Annotated in this window: 15 protein-coding genes; 9 read left to right on the top strand and 6 right to left on the bottom strand. The window is 44.2% G+C overall.

What is annotated here, in order from left to right; all coding sequences use genetic code 11:
• The first annotated feature begins 163 nt into the window (after positions 1–163).
• The 4 genes from J7I42_RS31035 to J7I42_RS31020 all read left to right on the top strand — a co-directional run bounded on the left by J7I42_RS31035 (position 164) and on the right by J7I42_RS31020 (position 4,402).
• Positions 164–1,477: an ATP-binding protein gene (locus J7I42_RS31035; RefSeq protein ID WP_209143654.1), complete on the top strand. Its 1,314-nt coding sequence runs from the start codon at positions 164–166 to the stop codon at positions 1,475–1,477.
• 1 nt (position 1,478) lies between these two features.
• Entirely contained in the window at positions 1,479–2,729 is a 1,251-nt protein-coding gene (locus tag J7I42_RS31030; protein ID WP_209143651.1) for a tetratricopeptide repeat protein, read from the top strand.
• Positions 2,730–2,749: 20 nt separating this feature from the next.
• Positions 2,750–3,316: a Crp/Fnr family transcriptional regulator gene (locus J7I42_RS31025; RefSeq protein WP_209143649.1), complete on the top strand. Its 567-nt coding sequence runs from the start codon at positions 2,750–2,752 to the stop codon at positions 3,314–3,316.
• Between the two features lie 87 nt (positions 3,317–3,403).
• Positions 3,404–4,402 (top strand): aldo/keto reductase, encoded by a 999-nt coding sequence (locus tag J7I42_RS31020; RefSeq protein WP_209143647.1) that lies wholly within the window; start codon positions 3,404–3,406, stop codon positions 4,400–4,402.
• Position 4,403: 1 nt separating this feature from the next.
• On the opposite strand, the gene J7I42_RS31015 is transcribed toward J7I42_RS31020, so the two are convergent.
• A complete protein-coding gene (locus tag J7I42_RS31015; protein ID WP_209143645.1) occupies positions 4,404–5,606 on the bottom strand; it encodes a DUF2252 domain-containing protein in 1,203 nt (400 codons plus the stop codon).
• A gap of 103 nt (positions 5,607–5,709) precedes the next feature.
• On the opposite strand from J7I42_RS31015, the gene J7I42_RS31010 reads away from it, so the two are divergent.
• From J7I42_RS31010 to J7I42_RS31000, 3 genes are all read left to right on the top strand, one after another.
• Positions 5,710–5,973 (top strand): hypothetical protein, encoded by a 264-nt coding sequence (locus J7I42_RS31010; protein ID WP_209143643.1) that lies wholly within the window; start codon positions 5,710–5,712, stop codon positions 5,971–5,973.
• Positions 5,974–6,136: 163 nt separating this feature from the next.
• Positions 6,137–6,784, top strand: coding sequence for a 3-keto-disaccharide hydrolase (locus J7I42_RS31005; RefSeq protein WP_209143641.1), 648 nt, complete (start codon positions 6,137–6,139; stop codon positions 6,782–6,784).
• A gap of 159 nt (positions 6,785–6,943) precedes the next feature.
• Positions 6,944–8,518, top strand: a complete 1,575-nt coding sequence (locus J7I42_RS31000) for a glycoside hydrolase family 10 protein (RefSeq protein WP_209143639.1) — start codon at positions 6,944–6,946, stop codon at positions 8,516–8,518.
• Positions 8,519–8,607: 89 nt separating this feature from the next.
• Here J7I42_RS31000 and J7I42_RS30995 read toward each other — a convergent pair whose 3' ends face one another.
• On the bottom strand, positions 8,608–9,240 hold the full coding sequence (locus J7I42_RS30995; protein ID WP_209143637.1) for a hypothetical protein: 633 nt from the start codon (positions 9,238–9,240) through the stop codon (positions 8,608–8,610).
• Between the two features lie 584 nt (positions 9,241–9,824).
• The gene (treS, locus tag J7I42_RS30990) at positions 9,825–13,136 is read right to left on the bottom strand and encodes a maltose alpha-D-glucosyltransferase (protein ID WP_209143635.1); all 3,312 of its coding nucleotides are present in this window, start codon (positions 13,134–13,136) and stop codon (positions 9,825–9,827) included.
• Between the two features lie 328 nt (positions 13,137–13,464).
• On the opposite strand from treS, the gene J7I42_RS30985 reads away from it, so the two are divergent.
• Positions 13,465–13,812 carry a hypothetical protein gene (locus J7I42_RS30985; protein ID WP_209143633.1) on the top strand — a complete coding sequence of 116 codons (348 nt, stop codon included), beginning with the start codon at positions 13,465–13,467 and terminating at the stop codon, positions 13,810–13,812.
• A gap of 143 nt (positions 13,813–13,955) precedes the next feature.
• Here the strand turns inward: J7I42_RS30985 and J7I42_RS30980 are convergent, their stop codons facing one another.
• Entirely contained in the window at positions 13,956–14,444 is a 489-nt protein-coding gene (locus tag J7I42_RS30980) for a YbhB/YbcL family Raf kinase inhibitor-like protein (protein ID WP_209143631.1), read from the bottom strand.
• 403 nt (positions 14,445–14,847) lie between these two features.
• Between J7I42_RS30980 and J7I42_RS30975 the strand changes: the two genes are divergently transcribed.
• The gene (locus J7I42_RS30975) at positions 14,848–15,573 is read left to right on the top strand and encodes a hypothetical protein (RefSeq protein WP_209143629.1); all 726 of its coding nucleotides are present in this window, start codon (positions 14,848–14,850) and stop codon (positions 15,571–15,573) included.
• On the opposite strand, the gene J7I42_RS30970 is transcribed toward J7I42_RS30975, so the two are convergent.
• Positions 15,566–17,875, bottom strand: coding sequence for an FdhF/YdeP family oxidoreductase (locus tag J7I42_RS30970; protein ID WP_209143626.1), 2,310 nt, complete (start codon positions 17,873–17,875; stop codon positions 15,566–15,568). The two genes, J7I42_RS30975 and J7I42_RS30970, sit on opposite strands and share 8 nt — an antisense overlap.
• 160 nt (positions 17,876–18,035) lie before the next feature.
• Complete coding sequence (gene fdhD, locus J7I42_RS30965; RefSeq protein WP_209143624.1) at positions 18,036–18,860, bottom strand: formate dehydrogenase accessory sulfurtransferase FdhD; 825 nt, start codon at positions 18,858–18,860, stop codon at positions 18,036–18,038.
• Positions 18,861–19,250 lie beyond the last annotated feature (390 nt).

The following is a 19,250-nucleotide window of genomic DNA, read 5'->3' as shown; positions in this document are numbered from 1 at the left end:
GTTCGACGGCTGTCAAAGATTACACCGTAAAATAATAGTCGTAACCGGCTATTTTGTATATTTCACCCGTTTTTTGGAATAGAAAAGCAGGGTGAGGTTGTGTGCGCGCGGTTTTAACGTTCCTTTAATAAACATTTACGTGGATTGTAATACAAAGTGAATAATGAACGAGAATACTATTGACAGTTTGCGGGAGGCGTTGCGGCATTCGCCCAATAATACTCCGCTGAGGTTGTTACTGGCTGATACATTACTGGCACTGAACCGTCTGGAAGAAGCGGAAGCGGAATTTACCCTGGTACTGAAATCATCACGCGATACAAAAGCCACGATAGGCCTGGCGAAGACCTTTTACCAAAAAGGCAATTATTCGGCCTGTAATGTAATTCTGGAAGAATTTATTGAAAGCGGTAACCAGGACGTAGAGGCGCTCACCTGGTATGCAAAAGGATTGCTAAAAGAAAATTCCATTGCGCGGGCTATTGAAACGTATAAAAAAGTATTGTCTATTGACCCCGGTTTCTTTGATGAAGAACTGGATAGTCACTTACGGGTAAAAGGTGGCCGGCCGGAGCCCGAGGTCTATGAAGAAGAGATCTATGACACCCGCTTTTTACAAAAGCCATCGATCAATTTCAGCGATGTAGGTGGTATGGATGCGGTGAAAAAAGAGATCGAACTAAAGATCATAAAACCATTGATGCATCCTGAGCTGTATAAGGCCTATGGTAAAAAGATCGGCGGTGGTATTTTATTGTATGGCCCGCCCGGATGTGGCAAAACCTTTTTGGCCAAAGCAACGGCAGGACAGGTAAATGCCAAATTCATCAGTGTAGGGTTGAACGATATTCTGGACATGTGGATCGGTAACAGTGAGAAAAACCTGCATGAAATATTTGAACTGGCCCGGTACAACACACCCTGTATTTTATTCATTGATGAAATTGATGCCCTCGGCGCCAGCAGGACCGACATGAAGCAATCAGCCGGTCGACACCTCATCAATCAGTTTTTGCAGGAGCTGGATGGCATCGATACCAGCAATGAAGGCGTATTGATCATTGGCGCAACCAATACACCCTGGAACCTGGACCCCGCTTTCAGAAGACCCGGCCGGTTCGATCGGATTGTGTTTGTACCACCGCCAGATGAGCCAACCCGCGAATCGATCTTACGTTTGAAGCTTAAAAACAAACCAACCGATACTATTGACTATTCACAGATATCTAAAAAAACAGAGCACTATTCCGGTGCAGATATTGACGCCCTCATTGATATAGCGATAGAGTTAAAGCTGGAATCTTCCTTCACCGACGGTATTCCCAAACCAATTGAAACAAAAGATCTGTTGAGTGCCGTTAAAAAACACAAAGCAAGTACCCAGGAATGGTTCATGACCGCCAGGAACTTTGCCATGTTTGCCAATGATTCCGGTTTATATGACGATATCCTATCCTATTTAAAAATAAAAAAGTGACATGACGGATTATAGTCTATCGAAGGTTGGTATTCTAATTCAACAAAGAAAATACGACGCAGCAGAAAAGATCCTACGACAATTACTGGCTCAGGAGCCTACTAATATTTATTACCTGGGGTTGCTGTCAGAGTTAAATCTGGCGCAGGCTAAGATAGAGGAGTCTGAAAGTATTATTGAAGATGCAATTGGATTGTCGCCAGATACGGCGCATTTATATTTTATAAAATCCCGGGTTGATATACATAAAGATAAGTATGATGATGGCGAGAAAAGCATTCAGCAGGCTATTTCGCTCGATCCTTATACAGCAGATTATTTTGCCTGGTTCGCGAATATAAAATTAGCCCGCAAGCAGTATGATGAATCCTTACGGCTGGCCAACCGGTCATTGGAGATTGATCCCGAAGACCTGCTGGCCCTGAATGTAAGAAGCACGGTATTAATAAAACTGAATAGAAAAGAAGAATCATTTGCCACTATTGAAGGCGCTTTAAGAAATGATCCCAACAACCCGTATACCCATGCCAACTATGGCTGGGGCTTGCTGGAAAAGGGCGATCATAAAAAAGCATTGAAACACTTTAAAGAAGCCTTAAAGAACGACCCCAATTTTGACTATGCGCAACGCGGCATGATCGAAGCGCTCAAAGCCAGCAATCCCGTATACCGGTTGTTTTTGAAATATGCATTCTGGATCGGCAACATGGGGGCAAAGTACCAATGGGGTATCCTGCTGGGGCTTTGGCTTGGTACGCAGGCATTGAACGAACTGGCCAGTAGGAAAACAGGCTTACAGCCTGTTCTTATTCCCGTGATCGTTTTGCTTGCCCTGTTTGCTTTTTCAACCTGGATCATCAAACCGGTCAGTAACCTGTTCCTGCGGTTCAACCAGTATGGAAAATTCCTGCTTGATAAAAAGGAGAAGATGAGCTCTAATTTCGTAGCGGTGAGTGTGGGTGTTTTATTGACCGGACTGGTAATGCTTGCCGTCAAAGGCGACGTACGATATATGTTTGTAGCAGCTTATGGCTTAACCATGATGGTGCCGCTCAGTGTTATGTTCGTGCCTTCGAAATATAACTCAATACTTATTTATACCATTAGCCTGGCAGTACTGGGTGCAAGTGCGTTAGCCACCGCTTACGCCCAAAGCCCTGTTTTCGACACCCTGGTAATTGTATACCTGATAGCCTTTGTTGCCTTTCAGGTGCTGATTAACTTTTTGGTGATCAGAAGGAATAACAAATAATGACCCAATACTTACAGGTTATGAGCAACATATTACGGCAGCAAATTGAAGCGTTTGTCCCATTGACCGATGAGGAGTTTGAATTGGTGCTGTCACGTTTTTCGGCTAAGAAATTCAAGAAGCACCAGATCATCATAAGAGAAGGGGAATATGTACATAATGACTATTTCCTGGTTAACGGGCTCATGAAAGTGAGTTACATAGATTCGGAGGGCAAAGAGCACATTGTTCAATTTGGGATGGAGCACTGCTGGATCACCGATCCGCAGGCCTACCACCACCAAACAACTGCCACGCTTCAGGTTGATTGCCTGGAAGACTGTGATACCCTGTTTATTACTTTACAGAACCGCGAAAAGCTTTGTCGCGAGGTGCAGAAAATGGAATACTTCTTTAGTAAACAGGCAACGGCTAATTATATTCAGTTTCAACACCGGATCTTATGTTTGATCAGCAGCAGCGTTAAAGAACAGTATGACAAACTGGTCTCAAATTATCCCGGTCTTATTCAACGTGTTCCCAAATCATTGATCGCCTCCTTCCTGGGTGTTTCCCGCGAAACCCTGAGCCGCCTGGCCAGCGCGTGATAATTGTCACTCCATATTAGTGATAAATGTCCTTTATCCCCGGCAGCCATGTACTGAAATTTGTGATATAAATTAAATGCACAAAACATGGAATACAGAAATTTAGGCAGGTCGGGATTAAAAGTACCGGTATTAAGTTTAGGCACAGCAACATTTGGTGGCACCAATGAATTTTTTAAACGTTGGGGCGAAACAGATATAAAAGAAGCAACCCGGCTGGTAGACCTCAGCATTGAACGGGGCATGAATTTTTTTGATACCGCCAATGTCTATTCTCAGGGAGCTTCAGAAGAAATTTTAGGCGCGTCGATTAAAGGCCGTCGTGATAAAGTGATCCTCGCTACCAAGGCCGCCTTTGCTATGGGTGAAGGGCCCAATGACACAGGTTCTTCCCGCTACCATCTTATTAAAGCTGTTGAAGACAGTCTGAAAAGGTTAGGAACTGATTACATTGATGTGTTCTTTATGCATGCTTTTGATGAGGACACGCCGGTTGAAGAAACATTGCGCACTTTAGATTACCTGGTTACCAGCGGAAAAGTAAGATATATTGGGGCTTCCAACTTCACCGCCTGGCAACTGATGAAATCATTGTCAGTAGCTGAACGGCATAACCTGGAGAAATACGTGATCTATCAGGGATACTATTCCCTCATCGGGCGGGATTATGAACAGGAATTAATGCCTTTGTTGAAAGACCAGGGACTGGGGCTGATGGTTTGGAGCCCGCTGGGCTGGGGGCGTTTAACCGGTAAGATCAGACGGAATAACCCATTGCCGGAAGGACGCGTTAAAGCAGGTGGATTGGCCGGAGCGCCACCAGTGGCAGACGAACATCTGTATAACGTGATCGATGTATTGGACCAGGTAGCGGCGGAGACAGGTAAATCCATTTCCCAGGTGTCTATCAACTGGTTACTGAATAATCCTACAGTTTCGAATGTTGTTATTGGCGCCCGCAATGAAAAACAATTGCTTGAAAACCTGGATGCGACGGGCTGGAGTTTATCTCCGGAACATCTTTTACAATTGAATGCGGTGAGTGAGCAAATTCCCATTTACCCGCACTGGGTAGGCAAACGATAACCTATTTTCCAAAATGACCAGCCGTATACGCCGCCAGGTATTGGTTAAAATCAGCTTTTACCTGGTTGGCATATTGCCTGGCATATTCTATTATAGCAGGCATCCAGGCTTCATCACGGCCAAAAGCCATCAATTCATCGGCTATGGCTGAGCCTTGCCGGCCTGAACTTCTTAGTTGGGCTGATGCCGTGAGCAGGGCCATATTTTCCAGTATTTTCTCTATATCATCGAACCGGTTCTCCAAAGTAGCAAAGTTGATCTTATCGGCTGTGGGCTGCATCTCTTTTATTACATACGATTCGTTGTTGAACAGCACTGGTCGCAACAGGGCGGGGGAGATATTTTGCATCCATTCCTGCACGGATACCACCCTGGCCGCCTCAGACAACCAGGCGGGCTGCTTTATAGATAATTGTGATTGAAGGGAAGAAGGGAGCGATAGTTTCATATCCAGCAACAGGTATTTCTGTTCGCCATGTAACCGTTCCAGTAAAAAAAGATAGCGTTTAACGCCCAGGCTGCCAGTTCCGGCTATTCGAAAACCCGAATCAATTACCTGAAAGCGGTGGTGATGCACATTCACCATCCAGCCGTCAACAAACTCAGTCAATTTTTTTGTTAGCGCCGGGTCATTGATGGGGAACAACCGTTTACGGTCTACCAGCAGGGCAATGTTGCCGTTCTTGCGGATGGTGCGTTCTTTTATCAGGTCCTTTTGTTTGCGTTCCCCCACTTTTAACAGAAAGGACCTTACAATGCCCTTGGCGGTTTGCGGTTCAATATACCGCGACCGGCCCTTACTTAACACCAGTGAATAGGATTTAAGATATAGCAGTGCCATGTTTTTGGCTTCCGGCTCGCCCACACCCATAGCGATCAATCCCACAAAAATGCTGGTCAACATCCGGGTCAGTTCCCAGGCGGCAGGCGCCAGGGCCGATTCGTCAAAATCATTCAGGTCGAAGTATACCAACCGGTTATCACCTTTGTAGCTGCCAAAATTCTCGAGGTGCAGGTCGCCGCATGCCCAGATAAGAGGAGAAGCCGGCAGGGCATTGGCACTGGCAAGGTCCTCATAAAACAAATGGGCGGTACCCCGGAAAAAGTAAAACGGGTCCTTGGCCATGGCCTCATATTTCAACCTGGTATAAAAAGGCAGGCGGTTACTGTTAAAGTTTTGTATCCGTTCGACAACTGATGGCAAGGGTTATTTTTTAATAGGAAGTTAATGCAAATTTTGGATGATCAATTGGATTTAATTTTGATAGGGTTAGTATTGGTCCCTTTAACAATAAAAATTAAGTATCATGAAAAAAGTCGTTTTCGTTGTTTGCTTTTTACTCGCCTGTGCAGGAATGAATTTTGCCCAAACTACTCCTGCTAAAAAAGAAAGTGCTAAAAAAGCACAAACCGCTCCTGCTAAAAAAGAGGCGGCCCCAACAAAAAAGGATGGTTCGCCCGACATGCGCTACAAGGCTAATAAAAATGCCGCTGCCGCTGATACCGCTACCAAACATGTGAAGAAAGATGGTACCGCCGATAAGCGGTATAAAGAAAATAAGAAAGGATAACCCGTTACAAAGCTTGTCCCGCCTAAGTGGGGTTACAGGTTACTGGTTTCAGGGGAACACAATTGTGTATCTATAACTCCAAAATTGTGCACCAGCCGCTGAAATAGGTAGCCTGTAACATTTTTTGGTTTGCTAAACACCTACCTTCATTCAAATGATTACAATGAGAAAGTTATCTATTGGCTTAACGCTGGCGGGTTGTTTAATTACTATTGCCAGCTTTGCACAAAAGCAGTCGAAAGGATGGATCTCGCTGTTTGATGGCAAAACGCTTACCGATTGGAAGGTAGGAGAGAATGCCGGTACTTTTACTGTTGACAGCGGTATGATCATTGCCCACGGAAATGTGGCCCACCTGTTTTATAATGGACCCGTTCAGGACCACGACTTCAAAAATTTTCATTTCAAGGCACAGGTGATGACCAGGCCCGGCTCTAATTCAGGCATTTATTTTCATACTGCTTACCAGGAATCAGGCTGGCCATCCAAAGGGTATGAAGTTCAGGTGAATAATTCACACACAGACTGGCGCAGGACCGGCAGCTTGTATGCGATCCAGGATGTAAAAGAGGTGTTTGCAAAAGACAACGTTTGGTTTACTGAAGAGATCATTGTACAGGGAAAAAAAGTTACCATTAAAGTAAATGGTAAAACAACTGTTGAATATACAGAACCCGCTGATGCGAAACGCCCGGCCGATATGAGTGGTCGTTTACTCTCCAGCGGCACATTTGCTTTACAGGGCCACGATCCCAACAGCAAAGTATACTATAAAAATATTCAGGTAAAAATTCTTCCTGATACCAAGTAGTTGATTGCAGGATTTTGCGATTTGGAGATTTTGAGATTTAATCAATAACAGGACTGCCAATACAGAGGAAATCCCAAAATCCCCAAATCTCAAAATCAGAAATTATTTCTTTTGTCCTATTTTTAGCGCTCCGGTAAATTTTTCAACCGCGAGCCGACTATGTTTAACAAATTATCCCTGTTTGCAGCGAGCTGCCTGTTGGTAGTTCTGATTAGTGCATGTTCTTCTTCAAAAAAGACAACTAAAACTGCTGATGTCCGACAACAACCGGCATCGCAAACATCCCAGCAATCGCAGCAATCCCAGTCATCCCAACAATCTCAATCCCAGCCATCCCCAAAATCACCGGTATCCCAGTCTGAGTTTAGAGCTGCCTGGGTAGCCACTGTGGCCAATATTAACTGGCCCAGCAAACGCGGGTTAACTACTGAGGAGCAACAACGGGAAGCTATTCAATTACTCGATTTTTTACAGTCCCATAATTTTAATGCAGTGATCTTTCAGGTACGTCCCCAGGCAGATGCTTTGTATCAAAGCGATCTGGAACCCTGGTCGTATTTTCTTACCGGTAAACAAGGAAAGGCCCCAGAACCATTTTATGATCCCTTACAATTCTGGATAGAGGCGGCGCATGATCGAGGACTGGAATTACATGTTTGGTTGAATCCCTACCGCGCACATTCACCGGCGGGTGGTGAAGTGAGCAATACTTCCCTGGTAAAGAAAAAACCGGAACTGGTGGTAAAACTGAAAGATGGTCACTGGTGGTTCGATCCTTCAAAGAAAGGCACACAGGAACATGCTAATTCGGTTGTGATGGATCTTGTGAAACGATATGATATAGATGGCGTGCACTTCGATGATTATTTTTATCCCTATCCATCTTATAATGGGAATGCAGATTTTCCCGATTCAGGCAGCTATAAAGAATATGTTGACAAAGGTGGTCAGCTTAGCCTGGGCGACTGGCGTCGTAATAGTGTGAATGGTTTTATTGAGACCCTGTATAAAAACATAAAGGCGGAAAAGCCATACGTAAAGTTTGGATTGAGTCCCTTCGGTACCTGGCGGCCTGGCTATCCTTCCATTGTTGAAGGGTTTGATCAGTACAATCAGTTGTATGCCGACGCGCGCTTATGGTTGAACGAAGGCTGGGTAGATTATTTTACGCCACAACTATACTGGAAAATTAATAGCCCATCCGTAAGCTATCCCATTTTATTGGGCTGGTGGTCGGGTGAAAATAAAAAGGACAGACACTTATGGCCTGGTATAAGTGTTGGCCGTGATACAACCCTTTCCAATACAACCGAGGTAATGAACCAGATAATGGTTACCCGGGGCATGTTGCCAAAAAGCAGCGGCGAAGTACATTGGAGCATTGGTTCTTTAACAAAGGATTCCAATCTGGCAAAAGCGGTGGTAGAAGGCCCTTATAAAAAACAGGCATTGGTACCTGCCAGCCCCTGGCTCGACGCTACAGCACCCGAGGCGCCACAAATTTCTTCTTTAATAACAGGCGACTCCCTGAGAATTTACTGGACGCATCCCAATGAACAGGATGTGTTTCACTACGTAGTATATTACCAGTATGCCAATAAATGGAATTACACCATTCTGACCCGTCGCGATCGTACATTCATTCTAAGTAGAAATAAGTTAAGTGGAGTTTTTGTAACAGCTGTAGATAGAACAGGGAATGAAAGTCAGATGGCTACAGTGAATTGGCAATAATCAGTTGTCAGTGGTGAGTTGTGAGTCGGCAATCGGCTAACGTGAAACGGCAAAGAGGTCTAAATAATCGCGAGCCCACTCACAACTCACTACTCACTAATCAACTCACTTCCCGTTTGCCTCGACGCTTCAATCGCTTTCAATTTACTGATGAGCTCATCGCCAAGACCATCAACATGTGCTTCTATAAAAGCAGATAAACGCGGATCATTGGTCATGGCCAGGTAGCAGGCAAAGTTATCGATGATCAGTTCGCCGTTGTTGTCAGCATACAGTTTATCGATGAATTTTTTATTGTCTTCGATATTCAGCTGCGCAGCTATATACTTATCAATTTTGAGAATAAGATCGAGAAAGAAATCAACGGTGGTGCCGTATATATTCTGATGGCGGAAATCGTATTTGGTGGGGCCGTAAATGTATTCGTTCCTTCCGGTTTTATTGGTCTTGATCCATTTTTTTAATTTTTTGGAACCCACATAAGGTAATATCTCAAGGCCAACGCTGCTTCCTGCCATATTGCTTCTTGAGCTCCAGAAATTAATTTCCACGAAAAGATCTTTGGATTCAATCTTTACTTTAGGACGGCTTTTCGTATACTTATAACCTTTCTGTTGATAATAAAATCCGATAGCCTGACAAAAGGCATCAAATATCTCAGCGGGCGGAGTATGTTCGCTTTGATTGGTGAGGATACTATCTTCAGTCCAAAATGTTGTCATATAAGTTTACCAAAACCGAATGGATTTTGACAGTAATTTACCAATAATTTGTACGTTAATTTAGCGAATAACGATTTTAACGACCGCCTGGTTGACAAGAAAATACAATTAAATGATGATTAAGCAGATACAGATTAAAGAAGTAGTGCGATATTGATTAGAATCATCGAAATTAAAAGCGGTTGCCAATTTATTTTGATATGACCACCGTCATTGTTTTGACTTTCTTATTGTTGTAAATTCATATCAGAATTACCAGATGGTGCTTTCGTTAAGGAAGGAAGCTAGTAAAACTGTAACGCTATTGTTTGAAATTAGAGGCAAGAACGATACAGAAAACTAACTGCCTAAAAAAAGCAGAATACATCTGTTATCTTAACGCGAAAACCTGATTGGTTAAGCAAACGCTGATAGCATAATAGGTTTTAATTAACTACAAGCTACCAACGTTAGATGAGGGCGTCCCGTACAGGGACGCCTTTTTTTTATGGCCCCCAAAAGGGGCTATTGGCTTTATTTTCTGCCCTCTGCCTTTCTCCCATTGCTTTGCCCGCCGAAGCTTTAGCGTAGGAGGGCCCTCTGCCTTATTTAATAATAAACTTTATCGTACGCATCGGCATTATAATCGCATGCAGCCCATTATTCAATGCATGGTTCAACTCCAGCAATGATTTTTCCAGTAAATAAGTTTGTAGCATTACCCTGAAATCAGCAGTATCCGGTGGCACAAATTGGGCACCTTTTACTGTATCGAGATATGCCTTCATAAAAAAGCCGCCCATATAATGGGCCCACAGGCGAATGAAAGGAACATATTTCGGCAAATTATCTTTTAGGTGATGGGTTGCATGAAAACCATCAAATATAACATTGTGGAATGAACGCAGCATGGTGGCCACATCATGCAACGGCGATCTTTTCAATCTTCTTTCACTATAGGGGCGAAGCGGGTCGCCGCCATATCCCTGAATGGTAATATCTTTTCCCGTTAGTAATACCTGGCTAAGATTATAAAAACCATGGATGCGGATCTTAAGTACATCCAGTTTTTTGGTATAGATCTTTTTAAAAACATTCAACACATCATCGCGGTGTTTGAGCAATTCTTCCGCTTCGGGCTGTAATTCTTTTGGTAAACGGGAAATATTTCTTTTAAGGTTTTGAAAAACTTCCCGTACCAGCGATACCATGGCCGAGAACAACGATCGCTGGTAATGCAGCGAAAATTCTTCGGGTCTGAAATCTTTCAGTTCAACCCCCGATGCCAGCGCCAGGTGCATTTCACCGGTTCGTACGCCAATCAACCGGGCCATGTCTGCCGCCCGGCTGCTCAACAGTTCTTTTAGCTCTCCGGGCAATTGATCATAAGTAACCGGGTCGGTAAGGCTTCCCTGTTGTTCCCAGGAAGGGAGGTTCTCCTGGTTCAGCGCAAGTATTCTTTCAATATAATTATACACACGCTCCTGAAAGAAACTGTAGCCGTTACCATGGTTTTCTACCATTACCTGTAACATTCCAGTTGTGATCATTCCTTTATCCGTCACCCACTCTATAGCACCCAAAAAAGGAGGAACGTGTTCGAATTTTGCATGCTCGCTAAGGAAATGAGTGATCTCCGCATCGGGGTTTATATAATAATCAACCCGCCGGTAGATAGTTAAAAAGAAACTGTTATCGTAAGTAATTGCAAGTTGATAGCGGTTGCCTTCATATATTTTTGATTTTATATCATCGTGTTGAGCGGCATAAGTGCCCAGTACGCCATTGTTATAAAACTTTATCTGATTATTATCTTTAACGGCCAGTGTTTCATTGCGCACCAGCTTTTGAAGGAGCCATTGTTGAAATCCGGTTACGTACAGGGCGTCGCACAAAATGCCTTCCTGGTCACCCATATGTATATGTGCAATAACTGAATGCGGGAAACTGCTACTGATCTTTTTTGCCACGGCATTCTGAACATATGTAACAATAAATCGATACAGTTCGGGTAACCCGCTTTCGTAAGTTACTTCCAGCAATAATAACGTTGTCTCGGGTGAAGAAGGAATAGTTATCTGGTTAATGATGTCCACATTATGTATCAGCCTCGACCGCCCTGTAAACCATCTGGATTGTTTCAGATAGGCCGGCAAAATGGTATTCTCCAGTTCTGCCCGTGGCCCTTTATTGGAAAGGTCCTTAAGCTGGTTTAGCTGAATTGTCGGGATCACCTTTTGTTCATCAAACTCCGGATGCGCTTTTTCAAGTGAGAACCACAACCAGGTATGCGGACCGAGTGTAAAGAAATACGTCTCTGCTTTGCCAACAGCAGGAAATGTATTCCTGCTCATCAATTCTATTAAGGCAAAGCCTTTGTATCCTTCAAGCGGTACTTCGGCTACCTGTGCAAACTTCGACAGGTTCACCACTATCAGCAGGGTTTCCTGATCATACTTCCGCAAAAAGGCCAGCACTTTCGGATTGTCGACATTCAAAAAAGTTAGATCACCCCGCCCAAATGCTTTGTGTTTTTTACGCATGTTTATCATGCGTTTCATGAACCAGAACAACGATGAGGTATTGCGGCGTTGCATTTCCACATTCACCGACTCATAATGATATTCAGGATCGAGTATCAAAGGCAGATACAGTTGATGGGGATTGGCTTGCGAGAAACCGGCATTACGATCGGGCGACCATTGCATAGGTGTGCGAACCCCATCCCGATCTCCCAAATAAAAGTTATCGCCCATCCCAATTTCGTCACCATAATAGATCACCGGCGTGCCGGGAAGGGAGAACAGCAGCGAATTGAGCAGCTCAATTTTTTCGCGGTTGTTTTCCATCAGCGGCGCCAGTCGATGCCGGATGCCCAGGTTAATGCGGGCCTTGGGATCTTTTGCGTAAACTTTATACATGTAGTCCCGTTCTTCATCCGTCACCATTTCAAGCGTCAGCTCATCGTGATTGCGCAGGAAGATAGCCCACTGGCAATTGGCCGGAATAGCGGGGGTCTGGTCAAAAATATCAGTGATAGGGTAGCGGTCTTCCATTTGCAACGCCATGAACATACGTGGCATTACGGGGAAATGATAGTTCATATGACATTCATCGCCATCGCCAAAATATGAGGCAGAATCCTCAGGCCACATATTGGCCTCGGCCAGTAATACCGTGCCGGGAAATTGGGCGTCAACATGTGCCCGTAACCGTTTTAGAAAAGCATGGGTCTCGGGCAGGTTCTCACCATTCGTGCCTTCACGTTCATACAAATAGGGCACCGCATCCAACCGGAAACCATCGACACCCATTTTACACCAGAAATCGATAAGATTGAACACTTCTTTTTGCACCAGCGGATTGTCATAATTAAGATCGGGCTGATGATGAAAAAAGCGATGCCAGTAGTATTGTTCCGCAACGGGGTCCCAGGTCCAGTTGGAAGCTTCAAAATCCTGGAAAATGATCCGGACATCTTTGTATTGTGAAGGATCGTCTGTCCAAACATAATAATTCCTTTCGGGCGAACCTTTTGGTGCAGATCGTGCCCGCTGAAACCAGGGATGCTGGTCGGAAGTATGGTTGATGACCAGTTCGGTAATTATTTTCAGGTTGCGCTGGTGGGCTTCATGCAACAGGGTCTTTAACTGGGTAATATTGCCATATGAGGTGTTGATGTTGTAATAGTCGGCAATATCATACCCATCATCACGAAGGGGTGATGGATAAAAAGGTAATAACCAAATTGCATTCACACCCAGTTCCTGCAAGTAATCGAGTTTTTGCATCAGGCCGCCAAAATCACCGATACCATCGCCATTGCTGTCGCAAAAAGCTTTAATATGTAATTCATATATAATGGCGTCTTTATACCAGTGCAATTTTTCGTTGAATACGTTTTTTGTTGGTTCCATTTTCGCCTATTAGGTATTTACAATTCTTACATAATTTTTATGCCAGAACAGGGGCAACAAGCCATCATGGAAATACCGGGCAAACCGGTTGGGATTGTTAACGAAATTTTAGAATAAGGCTATTAGCACCTGAAAAGGAATAAATGGTAGAATTGATCATTATCAATTGTCAATTAATAGCTACACCGTATATGCCTAAAAGTTGTACATTAGCATTAGCCTTTGCTGTAGCATGTACTGGTAAAGGTTAATTCAAGGGTTCTGGCAGGCATTCTGATTAGTAAGCGCAAAGCCGTTATTGGCAAAAATTTAAATCGTACTCATCAGCATGACTTTAGTTCTGCCGCTGTTATCCCTAACAGCATCAACTACCGTTCCGAAAACACGTCTCCGCTCAACAGAACTTCCTGGTTTTTGTATTATTCCCCATGCTTCAAGGCCTTTTTTTAAACAATGGTGCATTCACACAATTGATGTCATCCGGATCATGTCGATCCCTTTTTCAGAAGCCCGGCAGGTAGTGTCTGAATTACGCAGTATTTATGGGAAATCTAAACGTGAGTCTATCACGGTGGAGGAGTTTTGCGAATTTACCGGGATCGGAAAAAGTATTGTTAGAATGCACCTCTTATCACGGGCGATGGAGGGGGAACTTAGGAAACTGGGCAATGAGTAGTAGGCAATGGGCAATAGATACGCTAAAGTTCCGGCGGGCGAGGCAGACGGCAAATGGCAGACTGTAAAGGCAATAGGCAATGGGCCGCGTCAAGACCTGTAAGAGCTTGTCCGCCTTTGGCGGATTCGTCTTTTGAGCTTCCCCTACCTCCTCATATATCGCCCCATTAGCTCCCCATAAGCCAAAACATGTCCATCCATGGCCCTTTCCAAATCCTTTTTATCGGTTTGAGCAGGAAGGATCAACTGGGTATCCAGGGCATAGAACTTAAAAAAGTAACGGTGCACACCATAAGGTGGACAGGGCCCGCCATATCTGTTTTCCCTGAAATCATTGATTCCCTGTTCTTTAAGCAAAGTATCCTCTTTTATATGGTGAGACACGGGCATATTCCAGGCCAGCCAGTGCACCCAGGGCCTAATAGGCGCATCTGGGTCGTCCATGATCAGGGCCAGGCTTTTCGTAATAGCTGGAATATCAATGATATCCAACGGTGGATTCACATTGGCACCGTCGCAGGTGAACCGGGAAGGTATAAACCCATTAGGTTCAAACTCCGGGCTTGAAACATGTAAAGCGGCTATATCGCGAAAGGTTGATCTGGTTGTGATATCGAATGAAGTAATTTTCATGGCTATACTTTTTTGATATAGTTGGTCAATCGTCACCTGATGGTTCCTTTTTTTGTCCTTTTACCAAATATATTATTGCTAATAAACTTTAACAATGACCACGATCACCCTTTTAAGGTGATTGCCGTTAAAGGTGATTGGGTATTCCTTTTCTGCAAATCAATTAGCTAATAACAATTTTAAGTAGGTTGCCCAATATCTTTTGAAAGTCTATCGTTATATGTGTACAGATACCCACCACCATTAAACTTCCTCAAAGCCCCTACGTCATACATAATAATGATTAGTGGCTGGTATATAAACCAGTAACAACATTGATTACAGGTTTATATGCTTGCAAACCGCTGTGTGGCCGTTGTATTATTGTGATGTGGTTTTCATTGCTTCACTAAAAATCACTGTTATGTCCAGCTATCCTTTCAACACCAGCTTCACCAAACAATTCAGGCAGGAACAAGCTGTTACCTTTCGCACTGAAGAAAAGAACTACGAGCAGATCGTTATCAGTGCTTTCTCCCCAGTAAATGATGCTGAAATAAATAAACTGGGCAGTGCATTGAATGAAAAATTGTTCGACAATGGCATCATCGATCGTCTGTTAACAAAGCTTACGGAAAAGGACAGTCAGGACGCGCACCGCCTGTTGGCTTTTATTCAGAATACGAAACAGGAATTTCAAAGCCATGCCAGTGCAGAGCCTTTTACTGCTCATTATTATAAACACCTGCTTGAATTACTGGGTTCGTTCCTTGACCTGGTGAATGAGTATGATAACAATGGCCAGGAATTATTACTCGGCAATTTGAATGCGTGTTATTTTGATGAGATCAGCTTTGCGGTTAACCAGTCGGTAGACAGCGAAGAAGTGGCTACTATGCACCGCATTATTGAAGATTATTTGTTCCAGATAGGCGAATTCTACCAGTACTTTCACATGCTGCTGCAAAAGGAATCGGAACAGGACAATAACAAAAGCCGGGTACAGGTTATATCGCACATAGCGTATTACCTCGATACCCTGATCACCTGTACCGAAAAGATGATCATGAATATGGAAGGTACGCTGGATATGCTGATGGAATGGCAGAGCTCCTTACAACACCGAGAAGCGCAGAGTTTGTTTAATTAGTTGACAGGCTCACCCTCACTACCACCGCCTTCGACACCGGCGTATTACTCTTCTTTGCCACACTATTCACTGGCACCAGTACATTGGTTTCAGGAAAATAAGTAGCTGTGCATTTGGTCGGAATAGGATAGGGCACAACAATGAACTTATGCGCCACCCGTTCCACGCCACCATGATGGTTGAAAATATCAACCACATCACCCTGTTTTAAATTACGCTGGTCCATATCAGCCTGGTTCATGAGTATTACCCGTCTTTCTTTATAAATACCACGGTACCGGTCGTTCAATCCGTAGATCGTTGTATTGAACTGATCATGGCTGCGAATGGTCATCATCAGCAATTCCCCCTCGTGCAAATGAATGGGATGGATGGACCCAATATTAAAATGCGCTTTCTTCGAAATGGTGTTAAAGGCCCCATCCCGGTTACAGTTAGGTAAATAAAACCCACCCGGATCTCGTAACCGCTTGTTGTAATCGCCGAAACCGGGAATAGTTCGTTCAATATCTTCTCTTATACGATCGTAGTGTTGTAAATATTTATCCCAGTTTACAGGGCTATGGTTTCCAAGCGTTGCTTTAGCCAGCCGGCAAACAATCACCGGTTCACTCAACAACTGATCACTTACAGGTGGCAATACGCCTTTCGAAAATTGAATGACGCCCATGGAGTTTTCACACGAAACAATTTGTTCTTCCCCATTCATCCAGTCTTTATCACTGCGCCCCAGGCAGGGCAGTATCAGCGCTTCATGCCCATGCACAAGGTGGCTTCTGTTAAGCTTTGTGGATACATGTACCGTCAGGGAACATTTGCGCAACGCAGCGGCCGTATACAACGTATCGGGCGTGGCAGACAGGAAGTTGCCCCCCATGGCAATAAATACCGATGCTTTGCCCCCATGCATGGCTTTAATGGCCTCCACTACATCGTATCCATATTTATTGGGTGGGGTAAAATGAAAGTTGGCCGCAATGGCATCAAGGAATTGTTGCGAAGGCTTTTCATAAATACCCATGGTACGGTCGCCCTGTACATTGCTGTGACCCCGAACAGGGCAGGTGCCTGCACCAGGTTTGCCAATACTGCCTTTTAATAACAACAGGTTTACGATTTCTTTGATGGTATCTACTGCATTCACATGTTGCGTTAGCCCCATGGCCCAACAGGCAATGATCTTTGTTTTATCTTTTAACAGGTCGGCCGCTTCTTTTATCTGGTTTAAAGAAAGACCACAGGCGGCGGCCAGTTGTTCAGGGTCCTGGTGTTGCAGGTCATTGATGAATTCAGCGTAACCAATAGTATTATTCTCAATAAAAGAACGATCGAATACTTTACCCGTCTCCCGTTGTTCATGTTGCCATAACAGGTATTCTATGGCTTTCAGCAGGGCCATATCACCATTGATGATCACCGGAAGAAAGATGTCGGTGAGATGGGTGTCCATGCCCAGCAATCCTTTCATTGATTGCGGGTTGTTAAAACCCATAAGCCCCGTTTCTGGCAGTGGGTTAACGGCTATGATCCGGGCGCCATTAGCCTTGGCTTTTTGTAAAGCCGTTAGCATCCGGGGGTGATTGGTGCCCGGATTTTGTCCTAGGATGATGATCACTTCAGCTTCATACAGATCTTCCAGTTTTACCGAGCCCTTGCCAATACCCAGCGATTCCCCAAGGGCTACGCCACTGCTTTCATGACACATATTGCTGCAATCGGGCAGGTTATTGGTGCCATAGGCACGAACAAAAAGCTGGTATAAAAAAGCCGCTTCGTTACTGGTGCGTCCTGAAGTGTAAAAGATCGCTTCATCGGGGCTTGACAATTTATTTAAAGCAGCACCCATTTTGTGGAAAGCATCATCCCAGCTTATGGATTCGTAGTGTGTGCCGCCATGGCGTAGGAACATGGGCTGGGCAATGCGGCCTTTACGGCCTATTTCATAATCCGTTAGCGTTGCCAGTTCCTGTACGCTATTTTCAGCAAAGAATTCCGGCGTTAATTTTTTAAGAGTGGCTTCATCGGCAACGGCCTTTGCGCCATTTTCGCAATATTCACCCAGGGTGGAACGGTCATCATCAGGATCGGGCCAGGCACAACTGGGACAATCAAACCCGCCTTTTTGATTCATATGGTTCAGTGCCTTAAAACCCCGGGCCGCGCCGGCTTCACCCAATACTTGTTTTATTGTTTCCACAATAGCTGGTAACCCGGCCGCTGATTTCTTAATAGGCCCCAGGTGTAAACCGGTAAAACGTTCCGGATTTTCGGCACCAGGTTGGTTATGGTTGGAATCACTCATAATAACGTTGTTCTTCTTTAATAACGATTTTTTGCGGCCGTAGGTTTATGAGGTATGAAGTATGATGTAGGAAGTACGAGGTTCGCAAATTTCTTATATCCTACTTCCTACTTCCTACTTCTTACTTCGTATTCTTTGTATTGCATAAAAAGCACTTATCCTATACGCCTACTTTAATCCGATTAGCACAAGTATATACATTAAATCTATCCTTTCTTAAAAAACCAATTAAAGTGATCTCATGCTCCGTGGCCATTTGCACTGCCAGACTGCTAGGTGCCCCTACTGCTGCTATAACCTGTATGCCCGCCATTACGGCTTTTTGTATCAATTCAAATCCGGCCCGGCCGCTCAATAACAAAATGAATTGGGATAAAGGCAATTGCCCGTTCTGTAAAGCCGCGCCAATCACTTTATCTACGGCGTTGTGCCGGCCAACATCTTCGCGCAACAAAATACATTCACCATTTAAATTGAACAAACCGGCTGCATGCAAACCACCTGTGCTTTCAAATAATACCTGTTTTTGTTGTAAGGTCTGTTGCAGTCCGTAAAACAGCTTGTCCGGTATCACCAGTTCTTCGTGTTGATGCGTAAATACCGGAACTGTTTTAATGGCATCTATACCTGTTTTGCCGCAAACGCCACAGCTGGACGTAGTAAAGAAATTCCGTTCAGCCTGCTGTAATTGGGGTACAATGCCTGGCTTCAAAGCAACCAGTACACTGTTTTCCTGCGGCAGGATATGTTGTATTTGATCAATGTGTTGAACAATGCCTTCCGTAAATAGAAAACCGGCCGCCAGCTCGGCATCATGTCCGGGAGTACGCATAGTAACGGAAATATTTTTTTGTGCATACCCGGTAGGTTGGTGCCAGCCCAGCTGTATTTCAAGCGGTTCTTCAACGGCCAGTTCATCTTCTATCTCTGTTTGTACACCGGCATTGATCTTTTTTATTTTAATATGGGCCACTGATGGTTGCATTGTGTAAAGTTACTAAAAAGGCCGCAGGCGGTAGGGAATAGCAATGGAATGGTAAATTGCCTTCTGGGCAGTAGGCAGTAGGCAATGGGCAGTAGGCAATAGGCAATAGGTCTCGGCCAAACCGGGAGCAATTCGTTTTGAGAAGCGCTCTTGGATACAATTCGTCAATCGCCTATTAGTTTGTTAGTTTTTTAGTTATTAAGTTCACCCCAGCCTCAAAAGCTAATAAACTAACGAACTAAAAAACTATGAATTGAAAACGTTTACACCACTCAAAAGGGAGAACCCCGTATCCGCGAACAGGCCCATTGCCTACTGCCCAATGCCTATTGCCATAAAAAGTTAAGTGTAAAATTGACAGATATGTTGTTTTAGCTTAGTTTCACGGTG

Origin of the sequence: Niastella soli (assembly GCF_017742245.1) — a bacterium.
GTDB lineage: Bacteria > Bacteroidota > Bacteroidia > Chitinophagales > Chitinophagaceae > Niastella > Niastella soli.
The sequence above is the reverse complement of the archived record's forward strand: the minus strand, read 5'-3'. Positions and strand labels throughout refer to the sequence as shown.